25 protein-coding genes are annotated in these 24,646 nt (G+C 73.4%); 7 read left to right on the top strand and 18 right to left on the bottom strand.

Translation table 11 applies throughout. The features are described 5' to 3' along the window. The first annotated feature begins 6 nt into the window (after positions 1-6). The 4 genes from AF335_RS10550 (at position 7) to AF335_RS10535 (ending at position 5,583) form a co-directional block, all read left to right on the top strand. Complete coding sequence (locus AF335_RS10550) at positions 7-765, top strand: MerR family transcriptional regulator (RefSeq protein WP_102918092.1); 759 nt, start codon at positions 7-9, stop codon at positions 763-765. 600 nt (positions 766-1,365) lie between these two features. Continuing rightward, positions 1,366-2,841 carry a hypothetical protein gene (locus tag AF335_RS10545; RefSeq protein ID WP_102918091.1) on the top strand — a complete coding sequence of 492 codons (1,476 nt, stop codon included), beginning with the start codon at positions 1,366-1,368 and terminating at the stop codon, positions 2,839-2,841. Positions 2,842-2,941: 100 nt separating this feature from the next. Next, on the top strand, positions 2,942-4,192 hold the full coding sequence (locus tag AF335_RS10540; RefSeq protein WP_102918090.1) for an AAA family ATPase: 1,251 nt from the start codon (positions 2,942-2,944) through the stop codon (positions 4,190-4,192). A gap of 140 nt (positions 4,193-4,332) precedes the next feature. Next, entirely contained in the window at positions 4,333-5,583 is a 1,251-nt protein-coding gene (locus tag AF335_RS10535) for a vWA domain-containing protein (RefSeq protein ID WP_184743087.1), read from the top strand. A gap of 597 nt (positions 5,584-6,180) precedes the next feature. Here AF335_RS10535 and AF335_RS10530 read toward each other — a convergent pair. From AF335_RS10530 to AF335_RS10510, 5 genes are all read right to left on the bottom strand, one after another. Then, positions 6,181-6,543 (bottom strand): winged helix-turn-helix transcriptional regulator, encoded by a 363-nt coding sequence (locus AF335_RS10530; RefSeq protein ID WP_102918089.1) that lies wholly within the window; start codon positions 6,541-6,543, stop codon positions 6,181-6,183. A 431-nt stretch (positions 6,544-6,974) separates the two neighbouring features. Beyond that, a complete protein-coding gene (locus AF335_RS10525; RefSeq protein WP_102918088.1) occupies positions 6,975-7,568 on the bottom strand; it encodes an NADPH-dependent FMN reductase in 594 nt (197 codons plus the stop codon). Between the two features lie 221 nt (positions 7,569-7,789). Then, the gene (locus AF335_RS10520; RefSeq protein ID WP_102918087.1) at positions 7,790-9,052 is read right to left on the bottom strand and encodes a GNAT family N-acetyltransferase; all 1,263 of its coding nucleotides are present in this window, start codon (positions 9,050-9,052) and stop codon (positions 7,790-7,792) included. Positions 9,053-9,394: 342 nt separating this feature from the next. After that, positions 9,395-10,378, bottom strand: a complete 984-nt coding sequence (locus tag AF335_RS10515) for an asparaginase (protein ID WP_102918086.1) — start codon at positions 10,376-10,378, stop codon at positions 9,395-9,397. Positions 10,379-10,421: 43 nt separating this feature from the next. Then, entirely contained in the window at positions 10,422-11,012 is a 591-nt protein-coding gene (locus AF335_RS10510) for an RsiG family protein (RefSeq protein WP_228773295.1), read from the bottom strand. A gap of 148 nt (positions 11,013-11,160) precedes the next feature. On the opposite strand from AF335_RS10510, the gene dtd reads away from it, so the two are divergent. Continuing rightward, complete coding sequence (gene dtd, locus AF335_RS10505) at positions 11,161-11,586, top strand: D-aminoacyl-tRNA deacylase (protein ID WP_102918707.1); 426 nt, start codon at positions 11,161-11,163, stop codon at positions 11,584-11,586. Between the two features lie 172 nt (positions 11,587-11,758). Here the strand turns inward: dtd and ygfZ are convergent, their stop codons facing one another. From ygfZ to AF335_RS10475, 6 genes are all read right to left on the bottom strand, one after another. Continuing rightward, entirely contained in the window at positions 11,759-12,742 is a 984-nt protein-coding gene (gene ygfZ / locus AF335_RS10500; protein WP_102918084.1) for a CAF17-like 4Fe-4S cluster assembly/insertion protein YgfZ, read from the bottom strand. Between the two features lie 10 nt (positions 12,743-12,752). Further along, entirely contained in the window at positions 12,753-13,190 is a 438-nt protein-coding gene (locus tag AF335_RS10495) for a Fur family transcriptional regulator (RefSeq protein WP_102918083.1), read from the bottom strand. 19 nt (positions 13,191-13,209) lie between these two features. Further along, a complete protein-coding gene (locus AF335_RS10490; RefSeq protein ID WP_102918082.1) occupies positions 13,210-14,241 on the bottom strand; it encodes an ABC transporter substrate-binding protein in 1,032 nt (343 codons plus the stop codon). A gap of 9 nt (positions 14,242-14,250) precedes the next feature. Next, a complete protein-coding gene (locus AF335_RS10485) occupies positions 14,251-15,024 on the bottom strand; it encodes an ABC transporter ATP-binding protein (RefSeq protein ID WP_102918081.1) in 774 nt (257 codons plus the stop codon). 2 nt (positions 15,025-15,026) lie between these two features. Then, positions 15,027-16,115: a FecCD family ABC transporter permease gene (locus AF335_RS10480; RefSeq protein ID WP_311775562.1), complete on the bottom strand. Its 1,089-nt coding sequence runs from the start codon at positions 16,113-16,115 to the stop codon at positions 15,027-15,029. Between the two features lie 382 nt (positions 16,116-16,497). Continuing rightward, complete coding sequence (locus AF335_RS10475; RefSeq protein ID WP_102918080.1) at positions 16,498-17,100, bottom strand: heme-binding beta-barrel domain-containing protein; 603 nt, start codon at positions 17,098-17,100, stop codon at positions 16,498-16,500. Positions 17,101-17,371: 271 nt separating this feature from the next. Between AF335_RS10475 and AF335_RS10465 the strand changes: the two genes are divergently transcribed. Further along, entirely contained in the window at positions 17,372-17,740 is a 369-nt protein-coding gene (locus tag AF335_RS10465; RefSeq protein ID WP_095578447.1) for a DsrE family protein, read from the top strand. A gap of 66 nt (positions 17,741-17,806) precedes the next feature. On the opposite strand, the gene AF335_RS10460 is transcribed toward AF335_RS10465, so the two are convergent. The 7 genes from AF335_RS10460 to AF335_RS10430 form a co-directional block, all read right to left on the bottom strand. Beyond that, positions 17,807-18,082 (bottom strand): DUF3099 domain-containing protein, encoded by a 276-nt coding sequence (locus AF335_RS10460; RefSeq protein WP_102918078.1) that lies wholly within the window; start codon positions 18,080-18,082, stop codon positions 17,807-17,809. A 103-nt stretch (positions 18,083-18,185) separates the two neighbouring features. Continuing rightward, complete coding sequence (locus AF335_RS10455) at positions 18,186-18,473, bottom strand: DUF1416 domain-containing protein (RefSeq protein ID WP_095578445.1); 288 nt, start codon at positions 18,471-18,473, stop codon at positions 18,186-18,188. 35 nt (positions 18,474-18,508) lie between these two features. Next, positions 18,509-19,354 carry a sulfurtransferase gene (locus AF335_RS10450; protein WP_102918077.1) on the bottom strand — a complete coding sequence of 282 codons (846 nt, stop codon included), beginning with the start codon at positions 19,352-19,354 and terminating at the stop codon, positions 18,509-18,511. A 207-nt stretch (positions 19,355-19,561) separates the two neighbouring features. After that, positions 19,562-19,642 carry a putative leader peptide gene (locus AF335_RS36605; RefSeq protein ID WP_356454418.1) on the bottom strand — a complete coding sequence of 27 codons (81 nt, stop codon included), beginning with the start codon at positions 19,640-19,642 and terminating at the stop codon, positions 19,562-19,564. A 236-nt stretch (positions 19,643-19,878) separates the two neighbouring features. After that, on the bottom strand, positions 19,879-20,589 hold the full coding sequence (locus tag AF335_RS10440) for an LmeA family phospholipid-binding protein (protein ID WP_102918076.1): 711 nt from the start codon (positions 20,587-20,589) through the stop codon (positions 19,879-19,881). 115 nt (positions 20,590-20,704) lie between these two features. Continuing rightward, positions 20,705-22,354, bottom strand: a complete 1,650-nt coding sequence (locus AF335_RS35530; protein ID WP_228773296.1) for a hypothetical protein — start codon at positions 22,352-22,354, stop codon at positions 20,705-20,707. 10 nt (positions 22,355-22,364) lie between these two features. Continuing rightward, positions 22,365-22,640: a MoaD/ThiS family protein gene (locus AF335_RS10430; RefSeq protein WP_102918705.1), complete on the bottom strand. Its 276-nt coding sequence runs from the start codon at positions 22,638-22,640 to the stop codon at positions 22,365-22,367. Positions 22,641-22,806: 166 nt separating this feature from the next. Here AF335_RS10430 and AF335_RS10425 point away from each other — a divergent pair, with 166 nt between their 5' ends. After that, positions 22,807-24,540 (top strand): ABC transporter ATP-binding protein, encoded by a 1,734-nt coding sequence (locus AF335_RS10425; protein ID WP_102918075.1) that lies wholly within the window; start codon positions 22,807-22,809, stop codon positions 24,538-24,540. Positions 24,541-24,646: the final 106 nt, after the last annotated feature.

Genomic DNA, 24,646 nt, shown 5'->3' with positions numbered 1-24,646 from the left:
GACCGGATGGCCTGGTCGATCGCGGACGTGGCCCGGATGTCCGGGGTGACGTCCCGGACGTTGCGGCACTACGACGAGATCGGCCTGCTGCCACCGGCGTGGATCGGGAGCAACGGGCACCGCTACTACGAGGAGGCCGATCTGCTGCGGTTGCAGCAGATCCTGCTGATGCGGGAGCTGGACCTGGGGCTGCGGGAGATCCAGGCGGTCCTGGACAGCCAGATCGACCGGGTGGCCGTGCTCCGGGAGCACCACCAGCGGCTGCTGGCGGAGCGGAACCGGCTGGAGACGCTCGCCCGCACGGTCGGCCGCACCATCGCCGAACTGGAGGAAGACAAGGGTGACGACGCCATGACGAAGATCAACAGGCCGGAGAACCTGTTCGAGGGGTTCGACTCCGCCGTCGACGACGAGGCGCGCGAGCGGTGGCCGGCGGCGTGGGAGGAGTCCCAGCGGGCCGCCGGGGCGATGACCACCGAGGACATGGAGCGGTGGCAGCGGGAGGTGACGGCGCAGATGGTCCGCTTCGCGGAGTTCATGGTCGCCGGCACGCCGGTCGACGACCCCGCGGTGCAGGCCGAGGTGCGGACCCACTACGAGTCCGTATGCCGCTTCTGGACCCCGAACGCGGACGCGTACAAGGGGCTGGGGCAGACCTACGTCGACGACCCGCGGTTCCGCGCGAACTACGACAAGATCGCCGACGGGCTGGCGGTCTACCAGCGCGACGCGATGGTCGTCTACGCCGACGAGCGGCTGAGCTGACGGCCCGCCGGGCCGCCGGCGGGGAGAGGGGGAACTGACGGGGAGAGGGGGAGCTGACGGGGAGAGGGGGAGCTGACGGGGAGAGGGGGAGCTGACGGGCCGAGGGGGAACTGACGGGCCGAAGGGGAACTGGCGGGCCGATCCCGCCGGGGGGGGCTGCAGACCTCCGGTGGCCGCGGGCCGCCCCGGGGTTCCACGGGGGCCGGGCCGTGACGGGGCCGGGCTGCCACCGAGCGCCCGGCGCCGCGTGCGCCTCGCCGGCGTCGGCGCGAATCCGGAATGGGCCGACTCCGCCCCGGCCGAGGCCGGCCTCACCCTCGCCTCGGTCGGCCTGACGGCCGCCGCCTGGCGGGCGTGGACTCCCATCGCTCTCCGGAGTACGAGACGCCGGTGCGGTGCCGCCCGGCCCGGTACGAGCGTCACACAACTCCCTTCCCACCGCGCCGGTTTCGGCGCACCCGGCCGCGCGGGGGTACGGCCGGGCGCGTCGTCCGCCCACGGAAGCGCCTGGTGGGATCGCGGCCGGCAGGCTACGATCGCCGCGATGATTACTCCTTCTGGTGACAGAATGGGGGCCCCGTCCGCGCAAGGTGAGTGCTGATGCTCACTCAGAACGCGACAGGGGACTCCCGACTTTCCTTCTGGCTGCGCGTGCGCGAGTTCGCCGTGCCGCCGTCCATGATCGACACCGCGACCGCTCGCCGCCGGGCCGGCGACTGGGCCGGGGCGTGCGCCGCCGCGGCCGTCGACGTCGATCTCGACCTCCGTACCGTGGCGCGTGTCCACGGCAGTGAACTCGCGGCCCGCGTCCGGGCCGATCTCCGCCGTCTGGCGCCCGATCTGCTGCGCTGGCACATGCCGAGGATCGCCCCGGACGGGCTGCTGCGCCCGGGCCTGACCCTCGCGCTGGCCAGATACGACGCCATGGGGCGCGCCGATGGGCCGCCGCCGTGCCTCGTGGCCCGGACGCCGCCCGCCTGGGCGGACGCCGGCCAGCGGATCAGCCTCGCGCTGTGGGACGGTTCGCACACCGGGCCCGCCGCGCGCCGTCATCCGCACCCCCACCCCGACCGGCGGTTCCGCCTCGACCTGCACCGCCATCTGTGGGACGCGCGCAGGGCGGACGAACTGCGGGTACGGGCCGGGGTGGACGGACCCGGGCACGGGCACGGCGCCGGGGGGCCCGGCGGCCTGGAGCCGCCGGCTCCGTACCCGCTCGGACCCGAGCCGCCCGGGGCGGTGCCGCACGGGTACCGCTGCGCCGTCGACCGGTGGGCGGCCGAGGCGGGGATCCTGCTCCGCGCCGAGGGGCGGCCCACCGGTGCCGTGACCGTACGACTCGGGGGCGGGCACCGGCTGCTCCTCGACCTGACCGCGGAAGGGGACGGGCGCGAGCATCCGTACGCGTCCGGCACCGTGCCGCCCGTACCGCGGATCGTGCCGGCGGACTCCGCGGGCGACGTGTCCGCGCTGCCCGTCCTGCCCGACGCGGCGACCTGGGCGCTGCCCGACCTGGAGCTGCTGCGCGCCGGGGCGATCGACGCCGGGCGGCTGCATCCGCTGGTGGCCCCGGTGCTGGCGCCGGGCCACTCGCCGGCCGGTCCGCCGCGGACCTCCCACGGGCCGGGGGACCCGCATCTCGTGGAGTGCCGGGGGGCCCGGCACCGCATCGGTCTGGTCGACGGGGTGCTGGTCCCGCTGGACCACGACCCCGCCGAGATCCGGCGGGAGGAGCTGCTGGCCGCCCTGACCGGCACCCCGCTGCCCTGCCTGCGGGTCATCGACGAGGCGCACCGCCGCCCGGACTGTCTCGCCGGTGTGCGCGACCGCCTGGTCCACGGGGACACGGCCGGCGCGCTGGCCGTCGTCGAGGGCCTGCTGGGGCCCGGTGCGGCGCTGCGTGCCGGTGCGCTGCGGGACGAACTGGAGACGGCCGCGCGGCGGCGGATCACGTACGGGCTGTACCGGGCGGGCCTGTTCGGGCCCGGGCCCACGTCCGGCCGTTTCTGCCCCGAAGGCCGCCCCGAGGACCGCCCTCGCCGTACCCGGGACCGCCGCTCACGCGTCGCCCGCTGAACCGCCGCCGACCCGTCACGGCCCGGTGGGGGTACCCCCTGCCTTCCTTCGCTTTCCCGCGCCTTCCTCCGGCGCGCCACGAACCCATAGGTGATCACATATGCCCGTTCACGCCCCGCTCGCTCCCGCCTCCCAGCTCGACGTCGCGGGCGAGCTGCTGACCCTGCTCCGCGACACGACCACGGAGCCGCGCCCCGACACCCAACTGGCGGCGCTGACCCTGGCGGTGGCCGCCGACCTGCCCGTCCTCCTGTGGGGTGAGCCGGGCATCGGCAAGACCGCGGCCCTGACGCAGCTGGCCGAGTCCCTGGACCTGCCGCTGACCACGGTGATCGCCAGCGTGCACGAGCCGTCCGACTTCTCGGGCCTGCCGGTCGTCGGGGACGACCCCGCCGAGCAGGGGGTGCCGATGGCGCCGCCGGACTGGGCGGTGCGCCTGGTACGGGCCGGCCGGGGCCTGCTGTTCCTCGACGAGCTGTCCACCGCGCCGCCGGCCGTGCAGGCGGCCCTGCTCCGGCTCGTACTGGAGCGGCGGATCGGCGCCCTGCGGCTGCCGCCCGGGGTCCGGATCGTGGCCGCCGCCAATCCGCGGTCCTCGGCCGCGGACGGCTGGGAGCTGAGCCCGCCGCTGGCCAACCGGTTCGTCCACCTCCAGTGGACCCACGACCACGAGGTCGTCGTACGCGGCCTCGGCGGGACGTGGCCCCGGGCGACGTTTCCGGAGCTGGCCCCGGAGAAGCTGCGGGAGTCCGTGGACTTCGCCCGCCGCGCGGTGTGCGGACTCCTCGCGGCCCGCCCCAAGCTCGTGCACCAGCTGCCGAGCGGCGAGGCGCGCCGGGGCGGCGCCTGGCCGTCGCCCCGGAGCTGGGAGACGGCCCTGTGCCTGATCGCCTTCGCGACCGCGGCCGGTTCTTCCCGGGAAGTGCTGTCCTTGCTGGTCAGGGGCGCGGTGGGGGACGGCCCGGGGCTGGAGTTGCTGGCGAGCCTGGACCGTATGGACCTGCCGGACCCCGAGGAACTGCTCGCCGATCCCGCCGGAGCCGTCCTGCCCGAGCGGGGTGACCTGCGGCAGGTCGTGCTCGAGGGCGTGGTGGAGGCGGTCCGCGCCCGCCCGGAGCGGGCCCGCTGGGACGCGGCGTGGGAGCTGCTGGTCAAGGCGGTGGAGACGGGGGCTCCGGATCTGGTGGTCGTCCCCGCGAGCACGCTCGCCGCGCTGCGGCGGGAGGACTGGGACGTCCCGGCGGCGATCGAGGGACTCGCGGGGGTGGTGGGGCTGTCCCGGCGGGCGGACCAGGCGGCGGAACGGACGGCGGCGCGGGTGGCCGTGGTGAGCGGGAAGGCGGGGCGATGACGGGGGAGAGGGGAGGGGTGGCGGTATCGGCATCGGCGGTACCGGGTGCCTTGGCGGCGCGGGGTTCTTGGGTGGCGCCAGGCTCTTCGGCGGTACCGGGTGCTGCGGTCGGCGCGCCCGGCGCGCCCGGCGCGCCCAGTGTGCCTGGTGCGCCCGGGCCGTCCGTCGTACCCGACGCCCCCCGGCCGCTGGACCTCGACAAGCTCTACGCCGCCCGGCTGCACGCCGCCCGGGTCCGGCCCTATCTGGCGACGGCCCTGTTCGCCCTGCACACCGTCGAGTCGCGGCAGGTGCCGACGATGGCCGTGGACCGGTACTGGCGGTGCTACGTCTCACCGGTGTTCGTCGAACGGACGCCGGTGGAGGAGCTGGCCGGGGTGTGGGTGCACGAGGTGTCGCACCTGCTGCGGGACCACCACGGGCGCAGCGACCGGGTCGCGCGGGAGCGCGGGCTGACCGGGCCGGGCGAGCGGCTGCGGATGAACATCGCCGCGGACTGCGAGATCAACGACGACGTGTTCGGCGACGGGCTGGTCCGGCCCGAAGGCGCCGTCGACCCGGCGTCCTTGGGGCTGCCCTCGGGGGAGCTCATGGAGGACTATCTGCGCCTGTTCCGCCTCGGGCCGCGCATGGCGGACGCGGCCTGGCTGGACTGCGGCAGCGGCGCCGACGGGGTGGAGCGGGAGTGGGAGCTGGGGCCCGATGGCGCGCACGGTCTGAGCGAGCAGGAGCGTGACGCGGTCCGGTTCCGGGTGGCGGAGGGCATCAACGGCCGCCCGGGGTCCGCGCCGAAGGGGTGGCGGCGGTGGGCGGAGGAGGCGTTCCACCCGCCGCAGGCGTGGCGGGAGTTGCTGGGTTCGGCGATCCGCTCGGCGGTGGCCGGCTCCGGCGCGGGTGAGGACTACACCTACGGCCGGCCGTCGCGGCGCTCCGCCGGGGTGCCCGGCGCGGTGCTGCCGAGCCTGCGGCGCCGGCCGCCCCGGGTCTCCGTGGTCATCGACACGTCGGGCTCGGTCAGCGACGCCGAACTGGGCAGCGCGCTCCTGGAGGTCACCGCGATCTCCCGGGCCGTGGGCGGCCGTCGCGATCTGGTCACCGTGGTGCCGTGCGACGCGGCGGCCGGGATCGCGCACCTGCTGTGCCGTGCGGAGGGGATCCCGCTGACGGGCGGCGGGGGCACGGACCTGCGCGAGGGCTTCGCCCGGGCGCTCAAGGGGCGGCCGGACGTGGTGGTGGTCCTGACGGACGGCTGGACGCCATGGCCTGCGGAGCGGCCTTCGTGCCGGACGGTGGTGGGGTTGTTTCCCCGGGGGTCGTCCTGGCGGGAGGACGATCCTTCGTATGTGCCGGGGGGTCCGCCGGGGTGGGCTCGGGTGGTTTCGATCGGGTAGGGGGTGGGGGTGCGGTGGGTGGGGCGGGCTGCTGCCGCTGCGCGGGGCGTTTTCCCCACCCCGCCCCTTCCCGAACCGGGGCTCCGCCCCGGACCCCGGTCCTCAAGCGCCGGACGGGCTGATTTGTTGCCCGGACCGGGCGGAAAGCCGAGCTCGGACAGGGCGAAAATCCAGCCCGGCCGGCGTTTGAGGCCACCGCGCGGAGCGTGGAAAGGGGGCCCGGGGCGCCAGCCCCGGTTACGGGAAGGGGCGGGGCTGGGGAAAGGCCCCGCGCAGCGGCAGCAGCCCGCGCCCCCGGGCCGGTCATCATTCATCGCAGGGTCATACAACCGGTTCGCAAGGCCGTGGAACGGGCGCGGTCGGCCGCGACGCCGTGGCCCGGCGTACGGTCGTGCTCCCTGTGAACCGTGACCCCGGGTGGGAACGTGAGGCACGCGCGCCCGCCGAGAGGGTGAAATTCCCGTGCGGCGTGCGGAGTTCGGCGCGCATGCCGGGTGGGGAGGAGCTCGCGGGGGGCGGTGCGCTGGTCGTCGCCGGGTGCGCCTCGGGTGGGCGCCTTCACCTCGGGTGGCGGTCCGGTCGGGCGTGGCGTGGCCGCTACGCCGCCGATGCCGTCGCCGCGTTCGCCTCGTGTTCCGCTTGGAGCATCGCGATGCGCTCCTTGCCCCACGCGCCCAGCGGGGCGAGCGCCGCGTTGAGGGCGTGGCCGCGCTCGGTCAGGGAGTACTCCACCTTCGGCGGGACCACGTCGTAGACCTCGCGGTGCACGATGCCGTCGGCCTCCAGCTCGCGGAGTTGCTGGGCCAGGACCTTCTCGCTGACGCCGGGGAGGAGGCGGCGGGTCTCGCCGAAGCGGCGGGCTTCGCCTTCGCCTTCGCCGAGGGCCCAGAGGATGAGGACTTTCCACTTGCCGTCGATGACGTCTATGGCGGCGTCGAGTCCGCAGGTGTAGTGCTTCATGAGTGCCCCCTGTGGATGCGGGTGTCCTGGGGGTTCAGGGTACGGCGGGGGCGGGTGCCGCTGCGCGGGGCTTGTTCCCCAGCCCCGCCCCTTCCCGTAACCGGGGGCTCCGCCCCCGGACCCCCCTTTTCCGCGCTCCGCGCGGTGTCCTCAAACGCCGGACGGGCTGATTTTCAGCCCGTCCGGGGGCACCTCCCAGCGGTAGCTGGGGGAGTTTGAGGACCGGGCGGGGTCCGGGGCGGAGCCCCGGTTCGGGAAGGGGCGGGGTGGGGAAAAAGCCCCGCGCAGCGGCCACACCCCGCCGCACACCCCGCCGCACACCCCCCGTCAGGGAAACGCATCCTGCCACCGGCCCGAGCGGGGGTATGGCCGATGGCAGGAAGTTCACGCGGGCGCTCATGGCGCCCGTACAGGCCCCGAGGGCCCGGGCGTTACGCGCCGTACGGCCGCGCCGCCCGCGCCTCGCGCAGCGACAGCGCCCACCACGCCAGCTGGTCCAGCATGACCTTCGCCGCGCCGGCCGCCGCCGTCGCGCCCTCCTCGTCCAGGATCTTGCCCTCGTCGTCGAACTTGCCCCAGGGCAGGTGGAAGCTGACGGCGTCGCGGATCGTGACCGCGTGCAGCTCGGCGAAGACCGGGCGCAGGTGCTCGACCGAGCGGAGGCCGCTGGCGAGGCCGCCGTAGGAGACGAACGCCACCGGCTTGGCGCGCCACTGCGTGTAGTGCCAGTCGATGAGGTTCTTCAGCGAGGCCGGGTAGCTGTGGTTGTACTCCGGCGTCACGACGACGTACGCGTCGGCCTGCTCCAGCCGCGGGCTCACCTTGGCGAGCAGGGCGGCGGCCTCCGGGCCGGGCTCGTTGCTGAGGGCCAGCGGCAGCGGGTGGTCGGCCAGGTCGATGACGTCGACCTCGACGTCCTCGCGCAGCGCGAGCTGCTGGTCGAGCCACTTCTTCACCGTGGGGGCGAAGCGACCGTCGCGGGTGGATCCGATGATGACGGCGAGGCGGTACGTGTTCTCGGACATGGTGTCCCTCTCTCGGAGTTCCGGCGGTCGGGTCGCGCTCCGCCTCGTCGGCGGGCCGTTGAACCGTTGATGAAATCGTGCGACCTCAAGTCAGGTCGAGGTCAAGACGAGACAATTAATCGGTCGCAATTGCCCGTTAAAGTCCGGTAATTACCGGCTGGATTCAGCCGTCATGGACCCGAGCCCCACCCGCACCAGAAAGCGGAATGCGTAATTCGGCGTCAGAACACATCCGGGCACCACGGCCGCCGCGCCGTCCGCAGCATCCCGTCCGCGACCGCGAGGGCCCCCGCCCGCTCTTCGGACACCCGCCCCAGCACGGCCAGCCGCGAGGCGGCCTCGTCGCCGAGGAAGAGGGTGCCCAGCTCCGCCACGTCCAGGGCGAGTTCGGCGCCGCGCCTCGTGGCCACGCACGTGGCGCCCTCCGGCCCGGCCTCCAGCAGGAACCGCCCGCCCGCCAGTCCGGCGCGGTCGGTGACGTCGAGGACCAGCGAGCCGGTCGTCCCGTACGTACGGGCCGTCAGCAGCGCGGGCACGTCCAGCGGCCGTACCCACAGGTAGTCGGCGTGGGTGACGACCCTGGCGGCGCGTGGGTCCGGCAGCAGCAGCGGCAGGACGTCGTCGGGGGCGCGGTAGCCCGTACGGACCTTTGCCACCAGGTCCGTCGACAGCAGGAAGTGCCACAGGGCCCGTTCGGCTTCCGGGGAGACCGCGATGTGGTCCAGGACCTGGGCGGTGCCCTGCGGGACCTTGGCCTCCCAGCGGTCGTCGCAGGTGTAGGCCAGCAGGCCCTCGACGACGCCCTCCGGCGACCGGTACAGCGCGTAGAACGGCTCCGTCCACGGCCGGTCGTCCACCACCAGGGCGCCCGTGTTCCGCAGCCACAAGCGCTCCGGGCGGTCGATCACGCCGTGCCGGACCGCCCGCAGCCGCTCGTGCAGGCCGGGGCCGTGCTCGCGGACCTCGGCGGGGTCGGCGAAGTCCACCCGGCCGCCGTCCGAGGGGCCGGAGTAGCGCGGGTCGAGCCCGGTGCGGGCGACGTCCACCTCCCACTCCGTGGTCCAGGTGGCCGGCCCGAAGCCGTGGCGCCCGTAGATCGGGTACTCGGCGGCTATGAGCGTCGAGACCACGTCCCCGCGCTCCTTGGCGGCCCGCGCGTCCGTGTCCACCATGCGGCTGAGCAAGCCGCGCCTGCGGTGCGTCGGCGAGACGGTGACGTTGCTGACCGCGTTCGCGGCGACCTCGGCGCCCCCGGGAACCGTGAGCTTCTGGGCGAAGCTGCGGAACGTGGCCACGCAGCGCCCGGCGTCGAACGCGCCCTGGGTCCGTTCGGCGACGTAGCCGCCTCCGGGGGTCGCCATCAGCGTGCGGCGGGACTCGACCTCCTCCTTGCTCACCGCGGGGGAGCGGAGGAACCCGGTGTGCAGGGCGCGGATCCAGTCGGGAAGGTCGGGTTCGGTGATCGTACGGACTTCGGGGTTCATGCGGTCACGCTAGGGGGCCGACGTGCGGACGTCCCACAGGTTTTCCGGCGGGCGGAGGAGTGCCGGACGGAGGGTGGCGGGGCCGCAGGGGGTGTCCCGGAATGCTGCCGGATATTTGCGGGCGGCGACGGTTCGGGGCACGTGTGACAGGAACGGCTCCCGCCCGTAAATATCCGATTCCGGGACACCCCCGGAGGCCCCGGCGCCCGGCCCACGGCACAGCACCGGCCGCCACAGGGCCCAGAGGCCGCCCAGAGCCCACCCCAGGGCTCAGAGGATCAGGGCCCACCCCAGGCGCCCAGAGCCCGCTACGCCCTCAGAAAGCTCAGACGCTCAGAACGCTCAGAAAGCCGCCCTGACCTCGCCCACCCGCTCGCCCCCACCCAGCAGCGGGCTCTCCGCGATCCGCGCCACGACCGGGTCGTCGATCCCCAGCAGCTCCAGACCGCGCGCCAGCACCGGCCCCGCCGCCCGCATCCCACCGTCGTCGATCTTGAAGGCCAGGGCACGGCCGTCCGGCAGGGCCACCGCCTGTACGGCCTCGGCGCCCATCTTCGACAGGGCGCCCGGCACCGCGCGCATCAGCCAGGTGTCGGGGCGGCGGGTGCCCGCCACGTACTCCGGGTGGGCGCGCATGGCGTCCGCGACCCGGCGTTCCGGCGTGCCCGGCCCGGCCAGGACGAAGCTGCGGAAGGCGCGCGCCAGGCCGGTCAGGGAGATCGCCATCAGGGGGGCGCCGCAGCCGTCCGTGCCGACGTGGCCGACGCGCTCGCCGCTCGCCTCCTCCACGACCTGAAGCGTGAGCCGCTGAAGCGGGTGGTCCGGCGCGAGGTAGCTCTCCACCGGCCAGCCGTTGCGGGCGCAGGCCGCGATCATGGCCGCGTGCTTGCCGGAGCAGTTCATCGTGACGCGATCGCGGACGTGCCCGGCGGCCAGGTAGTGCTCCGCCTCCTCCGGGTCGTACGGGAGGTCCGGCGGGGTCCGCAGCTCGTCCTCGGCGACGCCCAGCTCCGCGAGCATCTTCCGCACCAGATCCAGGTGGAACGTTTCTCCGGAGTGGCTGGCGGCCGCCAGGGCCAGCCGTTCCCCGGACAGCTCCAGACCGGCCCGCAGTACCGCGGCCGCCTGCATCGGCTTGTTCGCCGAGCGCGGGTAGACCGGGGCCGCCACATCGCCCAGGGCGAGCTCCACACCGCCGTCCGCGGCCAGCAGCACCAGCGAGCCGCGGTGGTGGCCCTCGACGAAGCCGGAGCGCACGACCTCGGCGAGGACCGGGGGTATGGAGGTGTCCGTGGCCGCGGTGGCGACAGGGGTCGAGGAGGTCATCGTCGGCCTTCCGGGGGAGGTGGTGCGGACCGCCCCCGGTGGTTCACGCGAGGAGGTCGTCTACTTGTGCTTCCCCTTCACGGTACCTGCGGGCGATCTCCGCGCTGCAATCGTCCGCCGTCCGCTGGAGGGTCTGCCGGCGCACCGAGACCTGCCGTTCGTACGCGCCGAGGCGCCGCATCCCGTCGTGCAGCTCGTGGTCCGTACGGGCGCCGAGGTCCGACAGCTCCACCTCGGACAGCGCGTCCTCCGCCAGCCGCCGGCACTCCTCGCTGTGCGGGGTCCCCAGCGTCACATGGCGGGCGGACGAGCGCTGGGTGGACGGCCCGTCGGCGAGGATCTCTGACAGCCGCTCGACCACCAGCCGGGACATCACCGGCGCGTCCGGCACGGCCCGCCGCGCCAGCTCGGCCCGGAGGATGTCGATCCGGCCCTGGAGCAGTCGCCGCACATAGCTGAGGTCCGCCTCGTCCCGCTGGGCCTCCCTGCGCAGCGCGCGGAGCTCCGTGAGGCGCAGCTCGCCCAGCCCGCGCCCCGGCACGTCCGCCAGCCGGCCGGAGCGCTGACTCGGCGGCCGGGGGTGCAGGCCGTCGGCTGCCTTGAGCATGGGGCCGTCCTCAATGGGTGTGGTCATGCGTTTCCGATCCCCTCGGGCGGTGGGGTCCCGGGTCACGTTGCCCGCATAAAGCACCGCCTGGACGCATCGTGCCACTCTGTGAGGCACGGGCGCAGGGTCTCGGCACCCGAACGGCCCTGGATGGACGCAGGGCATCATGGTCCGTATGCGTGCAGTGGTGCAGAGGGTGGACGGGGCCGCCGTCGTCGTCGACGGCGAGACGGTAGGCGAGATCATCGGACAAGGGCTCTGCGTCCTTGTCGGAGTGACGCATGAGGACACTCCGGAGAAGGCCGCGCAGCTCGCCCGCAAGCTGTGGTCCGTACGGATTCTTGAGGACGAGAAGTCCTGTTCGGACGTGGCGGCGCCGCTGCTGGTGATCTCCCAGTTCACTCTCTACGGTGACGCCCGTAAGGGGCGACGCCCCACGTGGAACGCGGCGGCTCCCGGCGGGGTGGCGGAGCCCTTGGTCGACGAGGTCGTCGCTCGGCTTCGCGCGCTCGGCGCGCACGTGGAGACCGGACGCTTCGGGGCGGACATGAAGGTGTCACTGACGAACAACGGCCCGTTCACGGTGCTGATCGAGGTCTGAGGCGGGGGTTCGGCACCTCCGGTCACCTCCGGTGGGGGCCGCGCGCCGCCGCGGCGGAAGGAATTCTCCGCCGCAGCGGTGATCAGCCACGGTGGTGATCAGCCACGGTGGTGTGGTCCGGCGGTGCCCGACCGGGCTCGGGCCGTACGCCTGCGAACCCCGCCGGACGGCGCTACGGCTCGACCACGACCTCCTGCGAAGCCGCCGTAGCCTCGCCCACCAGCAGCGCCGCGTCCACCGGGACGTTCCGCTTCACCAGGGCCAGGGCCACCGGGCCCAGTTCGTGGTGGCGGGCCGAGGTCGTGACGAAGCCCAGCTGGCGGCCCTCCGGGCCGTCCGAGGCGAGGCGGACGGGGGCGCCGTGGCCCGGCAGGGACACCTCGCTGCCGTCCAGGTGCAGGAAGACCAGCCGGCGCGGCGGCTTCCCCAGGTTGTGGACGCGGGCGACGGTCTCCTGGCCGCGGTAGCAGCCCTTCTGCAGATGGACGGCCGTGCCCAGCCAGCCCAGCTCGTGCGGGATCGTGCGGTGGTCGGTCTCCCGGCCCACCCGCGGCCGGTGCGTCTCGACGCGCAGCGCCTCGTAGGCCAGGATCCCCGCGGCCGGGCCGTGCGCGGCGGCGAAGTCCGGCAGCTCCGCGCGCGGCAGGAACAGGTCGCGGCCGTGCGGCGTCTCGCGCACCGTCACCCCGTCGGGCACCTCGGCGATGGATCCCGCCGGCAGGTGCACCACGGCGAAGTCGGCCGTCCGGTCGGCGACCTCCACCTGGTAGAAGAACTTCATGCTCTCCAGGTAGGCGATCAGGTCGCCCTCGGTGCCGGGCTCGACGTGCGCCCACGTCGTGGTGGCGTCGTCCACCAGGTACAGCGCGTGCTCGATGTGGCCGTTGGCCGAGAGGATCAGCGCCTCCGTGGCCTGGCCCGGCGGCAGGGCGCTGACGTGCTGGGTGATGAGGAGGTGCAGCCAGCTCAGCCGGTCGGGGCCGGTGACGGTGACCACCCCGCGGTGCGAGAGGTCGACGAAACCGGACCCGCCGGCGAGGGCGCGCTGCTCGCGGAAGAGGTCGCCGTAGTGCGCGGCGACGCCTTCGTCCGGGGCCTCGGCGGCGACGGCGCCGGGCAGCGACAGCAGCGGGCTGGCTTTCGATTGACGCAGCATACGGACAAGCCTACGACTCGTCCGGTGTCGCCTTCGAGGAGCAGCCCGCGCACCGGCCGAAGATCGCGAAGTGCTTCATGTCCGTCTCGAAGCCGAAGGTCTCGCGCAGCCGGTCGGTGAACGGGCCGGCCAGCGCCAGATCCGCCTCGATCACGCCCGTGCAGTCCCGGCAGACGAGGTGTATGTGGTGGTGCCGGTCGGCCAGGTGGTAGGTCGGGGCGCCGTGCCCGAGGTGGGCGTGGCTGACCAGGCCCAGCTCCTCCAGGAGCTCCAGGGTCCGGTAGACCGTGGAGATGTTGACCCCGCCCGCGGTCCTGCGGACCTCGGTGAGGATGTCGTCCGGCGTCGCGTGCTCCAGCCGGTCCACCGCCTCCAGGACGAGCTGGCGCTGCGGGGTCAGCCGGTATCCGCGCTTACGGAGATCGCTCTGCCAGTCGCTGTCGACCACGCCGACAGTCTAGGCGGCGTCACCGCTCGCGCACCCCCTTCAGATACGCGGCGAGGGCGGCGATCGCGGCCGGGTTGCGGGGGCTTTCGACGAGGTCGACGTAGTCGAGGACGAAGATCCGGTCGTTCTTGACCGCCGAGACGCCGGCGAGCGGCGCGTACGACTTCAGGAAGTCCTTCTTCTGCCGCGCGGTGACGTCCCCGTAGTTGTTGATCACGATGACGTCGGGGTCGCGCTCGACGACGGTCTCCCAGCTGACCGAGGTCCAGGAGTCCTTGAGGTCCTTCATCACGTGGTCGCCGCCGGCCTTGGTGATGATGTCGTGCGGGCCCGCGAACGCGCCGGAGGTCAGCGGCTTGTCCCGGCCGTCGTCGTAGAGGAAGACGGTGGGCCGCTTGCCCTCCGGGATCCCGGCCTGGGCGTCCGCGACCTGCTTCTTGAAGCCGTCGACGAGCTTCTTCGCCCGGTCCTCGACGTCGAAGACCTTCCCCAGCGTCTCCAGGTCCGTGTAGAGCGCCTCCAGCGGCGGCATCACCCCGCGGGAGGTGGCGTTGCCGTTGTTGCGGCAGGACTCGGTGAGGACGTACGAGCCGATGCCGAGCTTCTTCAGGCCGGCGGGGGTGAAGTTGTTGCCCTCGCCGAAGCCGTAGTTCCAGCCCGCGAAGACCAGGTCGGCCCTGGCATCGAGGACGATCTCCTTGGTGATCTCCTTCTTGGACAGCCACTTGACCTTCTGGTAGCCGTCCTTCCACGCCACGGCCTCGCGGTCGCCCTTGTAGTCCGGCGCCACATAGCCCGCCATGTGGTCCTCCAGCCCCAGCGCGAACATGATCTCGGCGATGCCGACGTCATTGGTCACCACCCGCTGCGGTGCCTTGTCGAACGTCGTCTTCACCCCGCAGTTCTCGACGGTCACGGGGTAGTGGCCCGAGGACTTCGCGTCGTCGGCGGCGTCCTTCCTGTCGGTCTCCGAGACCTCGGCCCCGCACCCGGCGAGGGCCAGGGCGGTCAGCAGGGCGAGGGCGGTACGGGCGGCGCGGGCGGCGGCCATGGCGGGTCCTTACGAGGCGGGGAGGCGGTCGAAGAGCAGGTGCGGGGTGCCGGACTCGGGGTGCGGCACCCGGAGCGCCCGGACGCCGAAGACGTCGGCGAGCAGCTCGGGGGTCAGGACGGCGTCCGGCGGGCCGGACGCCACGATGCGGCCGCCCGCGATCACGTACAGGGCGTCGCAGTGGGTGGCGGCGAGGTTGAGGTCGTGCAGGGCGGCGAGGACGGTCAGGCCGGCGCCGCGCACCAGCGAGAGGACCTCCAGCTGCTGGGCGATGTCCAGGTGGTTGGTGGGCTCGTCGAGGACGAGCACCTTCGGCTCCTGGGCCAGCGCGCGGGCGATCAGCACGCGCTGCTTCTCGCCGCCCGACAGGGTCGGGAAGCTCCGGTCGGCGAGGTGGCCGCCGCCGACCCGGGCCAGGGCCGCCGCGCAGATCTCCCGGTCGCGGTCCGTGGTCCGGCCGGCGGCGCTCTGGTGCGGCAGCCGGCCCATGGCGACGACCTCGGCGGCGGTGAAGTCGAACTCGCTCGTCGACTCCTGGGGGAGCGCGGCCAGCCTGCGGGCGCCCTCCCGGACGCCGAGCGCGTGCAGGTCGTCGCCGTCCAGCCGGACGGTGCCCGCGGCCGGCTTCAGCGCGCGGTACACGCAGCGCAGCAGCGTCGACTTGCCGCTGCCGTTGGGGCCGATCAGGCCGACGAAGCGGCCGCTGTCCGCCCGGAGCGCGATGTCCTCCACCAGCCGGGCGCCCGCGATCTCGACCGCGAGCCCCTCGATGTCCACCCGCACGCTCACGCACCTCCGAAGACGTAGCCCCGGCGGCGCATCAGCAGTACGAAGCACGGCACGCCGATGAGGGCGGTGATCACCCCGACGGGCAGTTCGACGGGGGCCAGCAGCAGCCGGGAGACGATGTCGACCCACACCAGCAGCACCGCGCCCAGCAGCGGGGCCACGGCCAGCACCCTGCGGTGGTCGGCGCCCACCAGCATCCGGGTGACGTGCGGGACCATCAGGCCGACGAAGCCGATCGCCCCGCTGACGGCGACGACGGCGCCGGTGACGGCCGCCGCGACCACGAACAGCCGGCGGCGCAGCCGGTCGGCGTCCACACCGAGCGCCGCGGCCGTCTCGTCGCCCATGGCCAGCGCGTTGAGGCCGCGCGCCGTCCACAGCAGATAGCCGAGCCCCGCCAGCACGGCGCAGGCCGCGATCGGCACGGACGACCAGGTGGCCCCGCCGAGGCTGCCGAGCAGCCACATCATCGCGGAGCGGGCGGACTCGCCGCGCTCGGCGCTGAAGACCATCAGGGTGGTGATCGCGGAGAAGCCGTAGTACATGGCGGAGCCGGTCAGCACCAGCCGCAGCGGGGTCAGCCCGTGCGGGGTGCGGGCCGCCAGATAGACCAGCAGCATGGCGGCGAGCGCCGAGGCGAAGGCGGCGCCGGACAGTGCCCAGACGCCCAGCGAGCCCAGCGCGCCGAACAGCAGCACGGCGTTGGCGCCGACGGCCGCGCCCGAGGAGATGCCGAGGACGAAGGGGTCGGCGAGCGCGTTGCGGACCATGGCCTGCACGGCCACGCCGATCGCGGAGAGCCCCGCGCCGACGACGGCGGCCAGCAGGGCGCGCGGGAACCGCAGCTCCCAGACGATGGTGTAGGCGGCGACCTCGTCCGGCGCGATGCTCCCGCCGGTCAGCCCCGCCCGCATATAGCGGAGGGTCTCGCCCCAGGTCACCCCGGCGGCGCCGAGTCCCACCCCGCACACGAGCGAGACGAGCAGCGCCGCGGCCAGGGCGCCGGCCAGCGGTGGCACCGGCAGCCTTCTGGGCGGCGGCCCGCCGGTGGTGCGGGGAACGGTGGCCTGCGCGGGGATCGCCACGGGCGGTACGCCTTCGCCTCGGGCCGTGGCTCCGCTGCGTACGTACGGGCTGTACGTACCGAGGAACGGCCCGGGGCGGTCGAGCGCCCGGGTGATCCCCTCGCAGTCCACGGCGAGTTGTGCGGGGAGCGCACGCCGCCGTGGGTGATCGGGCTCGCGGCACGGGAGTGCCGCCTACCGTTGCGGGTCAGCGCCGGATTTCGACCGGACTTCCCCCACGGGGCGCGGTGAGAGCGGTGCTCTCGGGTGGTGCGGTTCAGCTGAGCGGGCTCGGCGGAGTCCGGTGCGGTTCGGCAGCGCCCGAAGTGGCGCGGGGAACCGTGCGACCGGCCACGACGCACCCGCGGACGGCGCACCGGACTTTACGCGGAGCGCTCAGCGGTCAGGCGTTGGGGTTGTACGGCGTGCCGTCCTGGTTGAAGAAGGCCACGCCGTCGGGCATGTCCTCGGGCAGGTTCTTCGCCCACTCCTCCAGGGACGCCTGGTCGGCGACCTTCTTCAGGTGCGCCGACATGTAGGGGCGCAGCGGCACCTCGGGGGTGGCCTTCTCGCCGACCCACATCAGGTCGCCCTTGACGTAGCCGTACAGGCGCTTGCCGCCGGTGTACGGGCCGGACGCCCCGGTCCGGGCGACGGCGTCCGTCGCCAGGTCGATCTGCGGCTTCTGGTCGGCCAGCTCGCCGTACCAGACCTCGGCGACGCCCTGGTCGCGGACCATGACGATCTCGACCTTGCGGTCCTTGTCGATGCGCCAGAAGCCGCTCTCGGACTCCAGCGGGCGGCCCATCTTGCCGTCGGCGTCGAGCACCCAGCTGTGCGACGTGTACTCCAGGAAGTCACGGCCGTCGTGGCTGAAGACGACCTCCTGGCCGAAGTTGCACTTCTCGGCACCCGGGAAGTCGGCGACGCCCGCGCCCTCCCACTTGCCGAGGAGGAAGACCAGGGGCACGAGGTCCGGGTGGAGGTCGGACGGAATCTCGATCATTGGGTGCTCAGACGATCTGTGGGAGGACGGACAACGACGGGGGTCAGCGCTGGCCCTGGTACAGCTTCTTCCAGGTCAGCCCGGCGAACGCGAGAACGCCGACGACGACCAGTACCAGCAGGGAGGTGAAGACTGCCTCAAGCACGAGCGCGCTCCTCGGTCGGAGTGAGGGTGTACGGACCGCTGCCGAGTCTAGTCGGACGTGTCCCGGGTGGCGCTGTGAGGTCGATCGTCCCGGGCCGCGCCCCCGCCCGGGCCCTAGAGTGATCGCATGGCGTACAAGAAGCTCGTGATCAAGGTGACGGCCGGGGCGGACGCGCCCGAGCGGTGTTCGCAGGCGTTCACGGTGGCCGCGGTGGCCGTGGCGAGCGGCGTCGAGGTGTCGCTGTGGCTGACCGGTGAGTCGTCCTGGTTCGCGCTGCCGGGGCGGGCGGCGGAGTTCGCGCTGCCGCACGCGGCGCCGCTGCCCGAGCTGATCGAGGGGATCCGGGTCGGCGGCGGGATGATCACGGTGTGCACCCAGTGCGCCGCGCGCCGGGACATCGAGGAGAAGGACCTGATCGAGGGCGCGCGGATCGCCGGTGCGCAGGTGTTCGTCAGCGAGATCATGGCGGACGGCGTGCAGGCGCTCGTCTACTGATCCGGCCGGAGGGGTCCGCTACTGACCCGGCCGGAGGGGTCCGCGCGGCCCGTCCGGGGCGGGCGGCTACTGGTCGTGGGACTCGGGCCGGCGGCGCTTGCCGTCCAGCTCGTCCCACCACTCGTCCGACTTGGGGTCGCCGGACGGATCGTCCCACCAGCGGTCGTCCGGGCCCCTGCGGTTGGCCATGATCGCCGCCACGGGCGGGATCACCATGGCCACCAGGCACATCGCCACCGCGGCGGGCACCGACCACAGCCGCACGACGGCCCACGCCAGGACGAACAGGCCGATGCAGCTGCCCATCATGGCGAAGTACCAGCGGCGGCGCCGGGCGTACATGCCTCCACGGTACGACCGGGAGGACCACGGCGCGAAGGGCCGCACCCCCGTCAAGGCGTCCAACCCCGGGGTGCGGCCCTCCGGCCGTTCAGCGGTCCGCCGGTCAGACGGCGATGGCGACCTCGGCCAGGCCGCCCTTCTCGGCGACGACCGTGCGGTCGGCGGTGCCGCCGGGCACCAGGGCCCGCAGCGTCCACCTGCCCTCGGCGGCGTAGAAGCGGAACTGACCCGTGGCGGAGGTGGGCACCTCGGCGGTGAACTCGCCCTGCGAGTCCAGCAGGCGGACATAGCCGGTGACGGGCTCGCCGTCGCGGGTCACGGAGCCCTGGATGGTCGTCTCACCGGGCTTGGCGGCCTGGGCGTCGGGGCCGCCGGCCTTTGCTCCACACATAAGTGATCCTTCGGAAGTCGGGCGGGGAGGAGGGGTCAGCCGTCGGCGCCGAGCTCGATCGGCACGCCGACCAGCGAGCCGTACTCGGTCCAGGAGCCGTCGTAGTTGCGGACGTTCTGCTGGCCGAGCAGCTCGTGCAGGACGAACCAGGTGTGCGCGGAGCGCTCGCCGATGCGGCAGTAGGCGATGGTGTCCTTGGCCAGGTCCACGCCGGCCGCCTCGTAGAGCGACTTCAGCTCGTCGTCCGACTTGAAGGTGCCGTCGTCGTTGGCCGACTTGGACCAGGGGATGTTGCGGGCGCTCGGCACGTGGCCGGGGCGCTGCGACTGCTCCTGGGGGAGGTGCGCCGGGGCGAGCAGCTTGCCGCTGAACTCGTCGGGGGAGCGGACGTCGACGAGGTTGAGCGAGCCGATGGCGGCGAGGACGTCGTCGCGGAAGGCGCGGATCGAGCTGTCCTGGGCCTTCGCCCGGTACGTGGTGGCCGCGCGCTGCGGGACCTCGGCGACGAGGTCGCGGGAGTCCAGCTCCCACTTCTTGCGGCCGCCGTCGAGGAGCTTGACGTCCTGGTGCCCGTAGAGCTTGAAGTACCAGTAGGCGTACGCCGCGAACCAGTTGTTGTTGCCGCCGTAGAGGACGACCGTGTCGTCGTTGGCGATGCCCTTCGCGGAGAGGAGCTTCTCGAAGCCCTCCTGGTCGACGAAGTCACGGCGCACCGGGTCCTGGAGGTCGGACTTCCAGTCGATCCGGACGGCGGTCTTGATGTGGTTCTTGTCGTAGGCCGAGGTGTCCTCGTCGACCTCGACGATGACGGTCTTCGGGTCGGCGGCGTCGATGCGGGCCTGTACCCAGTCGGCGTCCACCAGGACGTCACTGCGGCTCATGCTGTTCTCCTCCGGGGCAGTTGCGGGGTGTGCGCGGGCGCGAGCGGGCGCGCGGCGCCGCGCAGCGGGTGGTGTGGGAGGGCCTCGGCGGGGCCGAGGGGAAGGAGTGTCGGGGCTGATGCCGGACGGGGCCGGAGAGGCCGGCGGACCCGGAAGGACCGGCGGGCGGAGGCGAGGGCGTCCGTCCGCCGGGGGCGTGCGCCCCGGTCAGACACGGCGACAGAGCATGGCGGCGACGCGGCACAGGTCGACTGCCCGCCGCTTCGTGAGGTCCGCCTGTCGCTTCATGCGTCCGATCGTAGGGACGGACGGGTGCGCGTGTCACCGGTATGTCGAATATTGAGACAGGATCTTCCGGATTCTGGGACGGATGTATCCGGAAGCGGGTCCGGAGGGGCGGGTTCCGGCCGTCCTGAGGGCAACCGGTCTGGCGTGCGGACGCACCCGTCTCGCGGAGTGGACGGGCCCGTTTCCACCGGGCCTCGGCCGGCTCCCGCCGGGTCTCAGCCGGCTCCCGCCGGGCCTCAGCCGGCCAGGTTGACCTTGGTGCCGGCCAGCGTGATGTCGATGCCGTCCGGCGTCGTCACGACCTTGTCCAGGGTGATGCCCTTGGGCAGGCCGTTCAGCTTCCGGTCGATGTCGATCTTCTGCCGGACGGCCTGCTCCACGCCCGGGACGCCCTCCGAGGGGACCTCGTCGGCTCGCACCCGGATGGTGTCGCCGTTCTGCACGCTCACCGTGGAGTTCACGCTGCGCTCGACGGTCCGGCCCATCACCATGACCTTGCCGGTCACCTTCACCTGGCTCTTGCCCGCCGCGTCGGTGCCGCCGTAGCCGATGGTCACACCGGGGTCGGCGGCGGCCTTGGTGAGCTCGGCGTACGAGATGTGGGCGGTGCCCGAGGCCCGGTCGGCGACGGCGGAGCTGAAGCTGCTGTCGATGCGCACACCGTGCAGGGTGGCGTCGAAGCCCGAGACCTTGATCGACTCACGGCCGGCGCTCGCCGTGACGGCGTCGTCCAGCTTCACCTCGACCTCGTCAAGGCTGGAGTTCGCGATCTGGGTGAGGAAGGGGAAGCCCTTGATCGAGACCTCCGGGGTGCCCGAGAGGCCCTGGCTGCTGCGGATCTTCTCGGCCGCCTGGTCCTCCGCGAAGTACACGGCGATCCGGTCGGCGGCGACGAAGAGCGCCCCCAGCACCACCACGATGATCAGGGTTGTCCGTATCGCGCGCATCGAAATCTCTCGCTCCCCCGGGTCTTGGGTCAGGCCCCTGCTAGTGCAGTGAGCCTAACCGGACCCGGGGGAAGAACGACGAGAACATGATCGGACAGCCCGGCCGGGCGGGGGCCTAGGTGAGCGCGCGGCCGATCACATAGACCGCCGGAGCCGCCGCGGCCAGCGGGAGCGCGACGCCCGCCGTCATGTGCACGAAGCGGGACGGGTAGTCGTAGCTCGCGACCCGCAGGCCGACGAGCGCGCAGGCGCCCGCCGCCAGGGCGAGCAGCGCCGCCGAGGCGCCCACGCCCGTCAGCTGGCCCGTGGCCACGCCGGAACCCGCCGCCGCGATCAGCGCCACGACCGGGGAGGCCATCGACGGCAGCGGCAGCGCGCGGGCCAGGGCCGCGACCGCGACGCCCGCCGCGCCCACCACGACGGCGTCCGGCGCGGCGGCCAGGTGCCCGGCCGCGACGACCGTGACGGCCGTGGAGGCGGCCGCCGCCGTGAGCCCGTACAGCCGCTCGTCGGCCCCCGCGTGGCTGCGCAGCTGGAGCACGATCACCAGCAGCAGCCATACGCCGAGCGTGCCGATGAGCACCGTCGGCGCCTGGTCGGCGTCCGTGGCCAGCAGCCCGGCGTCCGCCGCCACACCGCTGAGGAACGCCAGGGCGATGCCCTGCCGCGCGGGCCACATGCCGTTCAGCCGGAACCAGCCCGCCGCCGTGACCGCCTGGAGCAGCACCACCGGCACCGCCAGCGCGAACTCGCCCAGCGGGGCGGCCACCGCGAGCAGCGCCGCCAGCGCGGACGTCAGCAGCGCGGGCTTGAGGCCCGGCGACAGGATCTGCGGCCGGCCCTCGGCCTTCGCCTTCTCGGCGGCGGTCGGCTGCCGCCCCGGGGCGTCCGCCCCGGGGCCCGGCTCGTCGGCGGCCGGGCCGGGCAGCCCATGACCGCCGGTGCCCGCCGGGTCGGCCGCCCAGGCCGGGCCGTCGTGCCCGGCGAGGCCGTTCCGGCCGGAGGCGTGGGCGTAGGAGCTGTCGAAGGAGTCGCCGCGCGAGGCCCTGTGCGCGCCGCCACCGTTCGGGCCGCCGTTCAGGCCGTTGCTCAGGCCGCCGTGCGAGCCGCCCTGCGGGCCGTCGAAGGCGCTGTCGTAGGCGCTGTCGTAGGCCGCGGCCGGGTAGCCGTGGCCGCCGTCGGACGCGTACGGGCCCGTGCCGCCCGTGCCACCGGCGTGCCGGCCGCCGGCGCGCGGGCCCGGCGCGGACCGGGCGTCCGGGGTCTCCTCCGGCAGCGCGCCGCCCTGCCACGACGGGGTGTCGTAACCGGACCGGGCGGCCGGACCGGGCGCCGGGTCCGCCGTGTCGGCGGGCCGCTGCCAGGTCTGGGTGTCCCAGGTCTGCGTCTGCCAGGTCTGCGTCACGGGCTCCTGCTGCGACGCGTAGTCCTGCCCGGCGCCGCCCTGGGTGGTCGGCCATGCGGCCGGGCCCTGGGGCTGCTGGGTATGCGGCTGCGGCTGCGGCTGGTGCTGCACGTGCTGCTGCCCCTGCCCCTGTCCGTGCCCGCTGCCGTAGGGGTCGTACGACTGCTGCTGCGGCGCCTGGGGCTGCCGGCCGTACGGGTCGTACGCGTCGTAGCCGGACGGTGCCCGCTGCGGTTCGTACTGCTGGTGCTGCTGGGCTTGCTGTCCCTGCTGGTCGTGCTGTCCGTAGCCCTCGCTCCGGCGGCGGTACGGGTCGTACGGCTCACGCGGCTCGTACGCGTTGTGCGGCTGATCACTCATGGTGCCGGGGTCACCCTCCTGCGAAGGGCGGGAGCACCTCGACGGTGCCGCCCTCGGCCAGTTGGACCGTCGTGTGGTCGCGCGTGCCGACCGGGTCGCCGTCCACGAGGAAGGAGCAGCGCAGCAGCACCCGGGCGAACTCGGGCCGCTCGGCGTGCCGTCGCCGGGCCGCGTCGAGCGCGTCGGCGAGCGTGTGCGCCGCGTAGCCCTCCTCGGCCGTGCCCGCGGCGGCCTTCGCCGCGGCCCAGTACCGGATGGTGCCCGCCGGTCCCGGCTGCTTCGGCAGCTCTCCCGGCAGGGCCGGTTTCACCGGATGTGCCGGTTGTGTCGTCGCCACGGCGACCCCTTTCCTTCATCTGCGCCTCCCATGATGACGGGTGCCGGGCGGCCCACGGCCGTCACGGGCGAAAACCGGGAGCCGCGTGGCGGGCCGCTCTCTTACGCTTCAGGGTGTGTTGGTACGACTAATGCGGGCGTATTTGAGGCCCCACTCCAGACCGATTGCGATGGTCGTGCTGCTCCAGCTCGTCCAGACGCTGGCCACCCTCTACCTCCCGACCCTCAACGCGGACATCATCGACAACGGTGTCGTGAAGGGGGACACGGGCTACATCCTCGGCCTCGGCGGCTGGATGCTCGGCGTCACCGTCGTCCAGGTCGTCTGCGCGATCGGGGCGGTGTACTACGGCGCCCGCACGGCCATGGCGCTCGGCCGCGACCTCCGGGCCGCGGTCTTCGACCGGGTGCAGTCCTTCTCCGCCCGCGAGGTGGGGCGGTTCGGCGCCCCCTCGCTGATCACCCGCACCACCAATGACGTGCAACAGGTCCAGATGCTGGTCCTGATGGCGTTCACGCTGATGGTCTCGGCGCCCATCATGTGCGTCGGCGGCATCGTGATGGCCCTCAACCAGGACGTGCCGCTCTCCGCGCTGCTCCTTGCCATCGTGCCCGTCCTCGGCGCCATCGTCTCCCTGATCATCTGGCGGATGCGACCCGTTTTCCGGGGCGTCCAGGAGCGCATCGACACCGTGAACCGGGTGCTGCGCGAGCAGATCACCGGTATCCGGGTGATCCGCGCCTTCGTTCGCGACACCCATGAGCGCAAGCGCTTCCAGGGCGCGAACGCCGAGCTCATGGACGTGTCCCTGCGGGCCGGGCGGCTGATGTCGCTGATGTTCCCGTCCGTGATGCTGGTCGTGAACCTCTCCTCGATCGCCGTCCTCTGGTTCGGCGGCCACCGCATCGAGAGCAACGGCATGGAGATCGGCGCGCTGACGGCCTTCCTCAACTACCTCATGCAGATCCTGATGGCGGTGATGATGGCCACCTTCATGTTCATGATGGTGCCGCGCGCCGAGGTCTGCGCCGAGCGCGTCCAGGAGGTCCTGGCCACGGAATCCAGCGTCGTACCGCCCGCCGAGCCGGTCACCCGGCTGCGCCGCGCCGGGCACCTGGAGCTGGCCGGCGTGGAGTTCCGCTACCCCGGCGCCGAACAGCCCGTCCTCAAGGACGTCTCGCTCGTCGCCCGCCCCGGGGAGATCACCGCGGTGATCGGCTCCACCGGCAGCGGCAAGTCGACGCTGCTCGGCCTGGTGCCCCGGCTCTTCGACGCCACGGCCGGCACGGTCCTCGTCGACGGCGTGGACGTACGCGACCTCGACCCGGCCCTGATGTCCGAGACGGTCGGCTTTGTCCCGCAGAAGCCTTACCTCTTCTCCGGCACCGTGGCCTCCAACCTCCGCTACGGCAAGCCCGACGCGACCGACGAGGAGCTGTGGCACGCGCTGGAGACCGCGCAGGCCCGGGAGTTCGTCGAGAGCATGGAGCTGGGCCTGGCGGCGCCGATCGCGCAGGGCGGCTCCAACGTCTCGGGCGGCCAGCGCCAGCGCCTGGCCATCGCCCGCACACTGGTCCGGCGCCCGGAGATCTATCTCTTCGACGACTCCTTCTCCGCGCTCGACTACGCCACCGACGCGCGGCTGCGCGCCGCCCTGGCCCGGGAGACCGGGGACGCGACGGTCGTCATCGTCGCCCAGCGGGTGTCCACCATCCGCGACGCGCACCGCATCGTCGTCCTCGACGAGGGCCGTGTCGTGGGCACCGGCACGCACAACGAACTGATGGTCTCGAACGAGACCTACCGGGAGATCGTGCTCTCCCAGCTCACCGAGGAGGAAGCGGCGTGACCACCCCGCAGAAACCCGCGGGCGGCGGCTCCGGTGCGGGCGGGGGCTCCCCGGAGACGCCCGCCGCCGGCGGTCCGGCCCGCAGGGGCCCCGCCCCCGCGACGGG

It is taken from the genome of Streptomyces eurocidicus (assembly GCF_002891295.1).
In the GTDB taxonomy this organism is placed as follows: domain Bacteria; phylum Actinomycetota; class Actinomycetes; order Streptomycetales; family Streptomycetaceae; genus Streptomyces; species Streptomyces eurocidicus.
Note: the sequence above shows the minus strand (reverse complement) of the source record. Positions and strands in the feature narration are given on the sequence as shown.

Bases quoted from the DNA above. Each gene is read 5' to 3' on its own strand.
- AF335_RS10550 (WP_102918092.1), top strand. From the start codon at position 7: ATGGCCTGGTCGATCGCGGACGTGGCCCGGATGTCCGGGGTGACGTCC.
- AF335_RS10545 (WP_102918091.1), top strand. From the start codon at position 1,366: ATGCTCACTCAGAACGCGACAGGGGACTCCCGACTTTCCTTCTGGCTG.
- AF335_RS10540 (WP_102918090.1), top strand. From the start codon at position 2,942: ATGCCCGTTCACGCCCCGCTCGCTCCCGCCTCCCAGCTCGACGTCGCG.
- AF335_RS10530 (WP_102918089.1), bottom strand. From the start codon at position 6,543: ATGAAGCACTACACCTGCGGACTCGACGCCGCCATAGACGTCATCGAC.
- AF335_RS10525 (WP_102918088.1), bottom strand. From the start codon at position 7,568: ATGTCCGAGAACACGTACCGCCTCGCCGTCATCATCGGATCCACCCGC.
- AF335_RS10520 (WP_102918087.1), bottom strand. From the start codon at position 9,052: ATGAACCCCGAAGTCCGTACGATCACCGAACCCGACCTTCCCGACTGG.
- AF335_RS10515 (WP_102918086.1), bottom strand. From the start codon at position 10,378: ATGACCTCCTCGACCCCTGTCGCCACCGCGGCCACGGACACCTCCATA.
- AF335_RS10510 (WP_228773295.1), bottom strand. From the start codon at position 11,012: ATGACCACACCCATTGAGGACGGCCCCATGCTCAAGGCAGCCGACGGC.
- dtd (WP_102918707.1), top strand. From the start codon at position 11,161: ATGCGTGCAGTGGTGCAGAGGGTGGACGGGGCCGCCGTCGTCGTCGAC.
- ygfZ (WP_102918084.1), bottom strand. From the start codon at position 12,742: ATGCTGCGTCAATCGAAAGCCAGCCCGCTGCTGTCGCTGCCCGGCGCC.
- AF335_RS10490 (WP_102918082.1), bottom strand. From the start codon at position 14,241: ATGGCCGCCGCCCGCGCCGCCCGTACCGCCCTCGCCCTGCTGACCGCC.
- AF335_RS10475 (WP_102918080.1), bottom strand. From the start codon at position 17,100: ATGATCGAGATTCCGTCCGACCTCCACCCGGACCTCGTGCCCCTGGTC.
- AF335_RS10465 (WP_095578447.1), top strand. From the start codon at position 17,372: ATGGCGTACAAGAAGCTCGTGATCAAGGTGACGGCCGGGGCGGACGCG.
- AF335_RS10460 (WP_102918078.1), bottom strand. From the start codon at position 18,082: ATGTACGCCCGGCGCCGCCGCTGGTACTTCGCCATGATGGGCAGCTGC.
- AF335_RS10455 (WP_095578445.1), bottom strand. From the start codon at position 18,473: ATGTGTGGAGCAAAGGCCGGCGGCCCCGACGCCCAGGCCGCCAAGCCC.
- AF335_RS10450 (WP_102918077.1), bottom strand. From the start codon at position 19,354: ATGAGCCGCAGTGACGTCCTGGTGGACGCCGACTGGGTACAGGCCCGC.
- AF335_RS36605 (WP_356454418.1), bottom strand. From the start codon at position 19,642: ATGAAGCGACAGGCGGACCTCACGAAGCGGCGGGCAGTCGACCTGTGC.
- AF335_RS10440 (WP_102918076.1), bottom strand. From the start codon at position 20,589: ATGCGCGCGATACGGACAACCCTGATCATCGTGGTGGTGCTGGGGGCG.
- AF335_RS35530 (WP_228773296.1), bottom strand. From the start codon at position 22,354: ATGAGTGATCAGCCGCACAACGCGTACGAGCCGCGTGAGCCGTACGAC.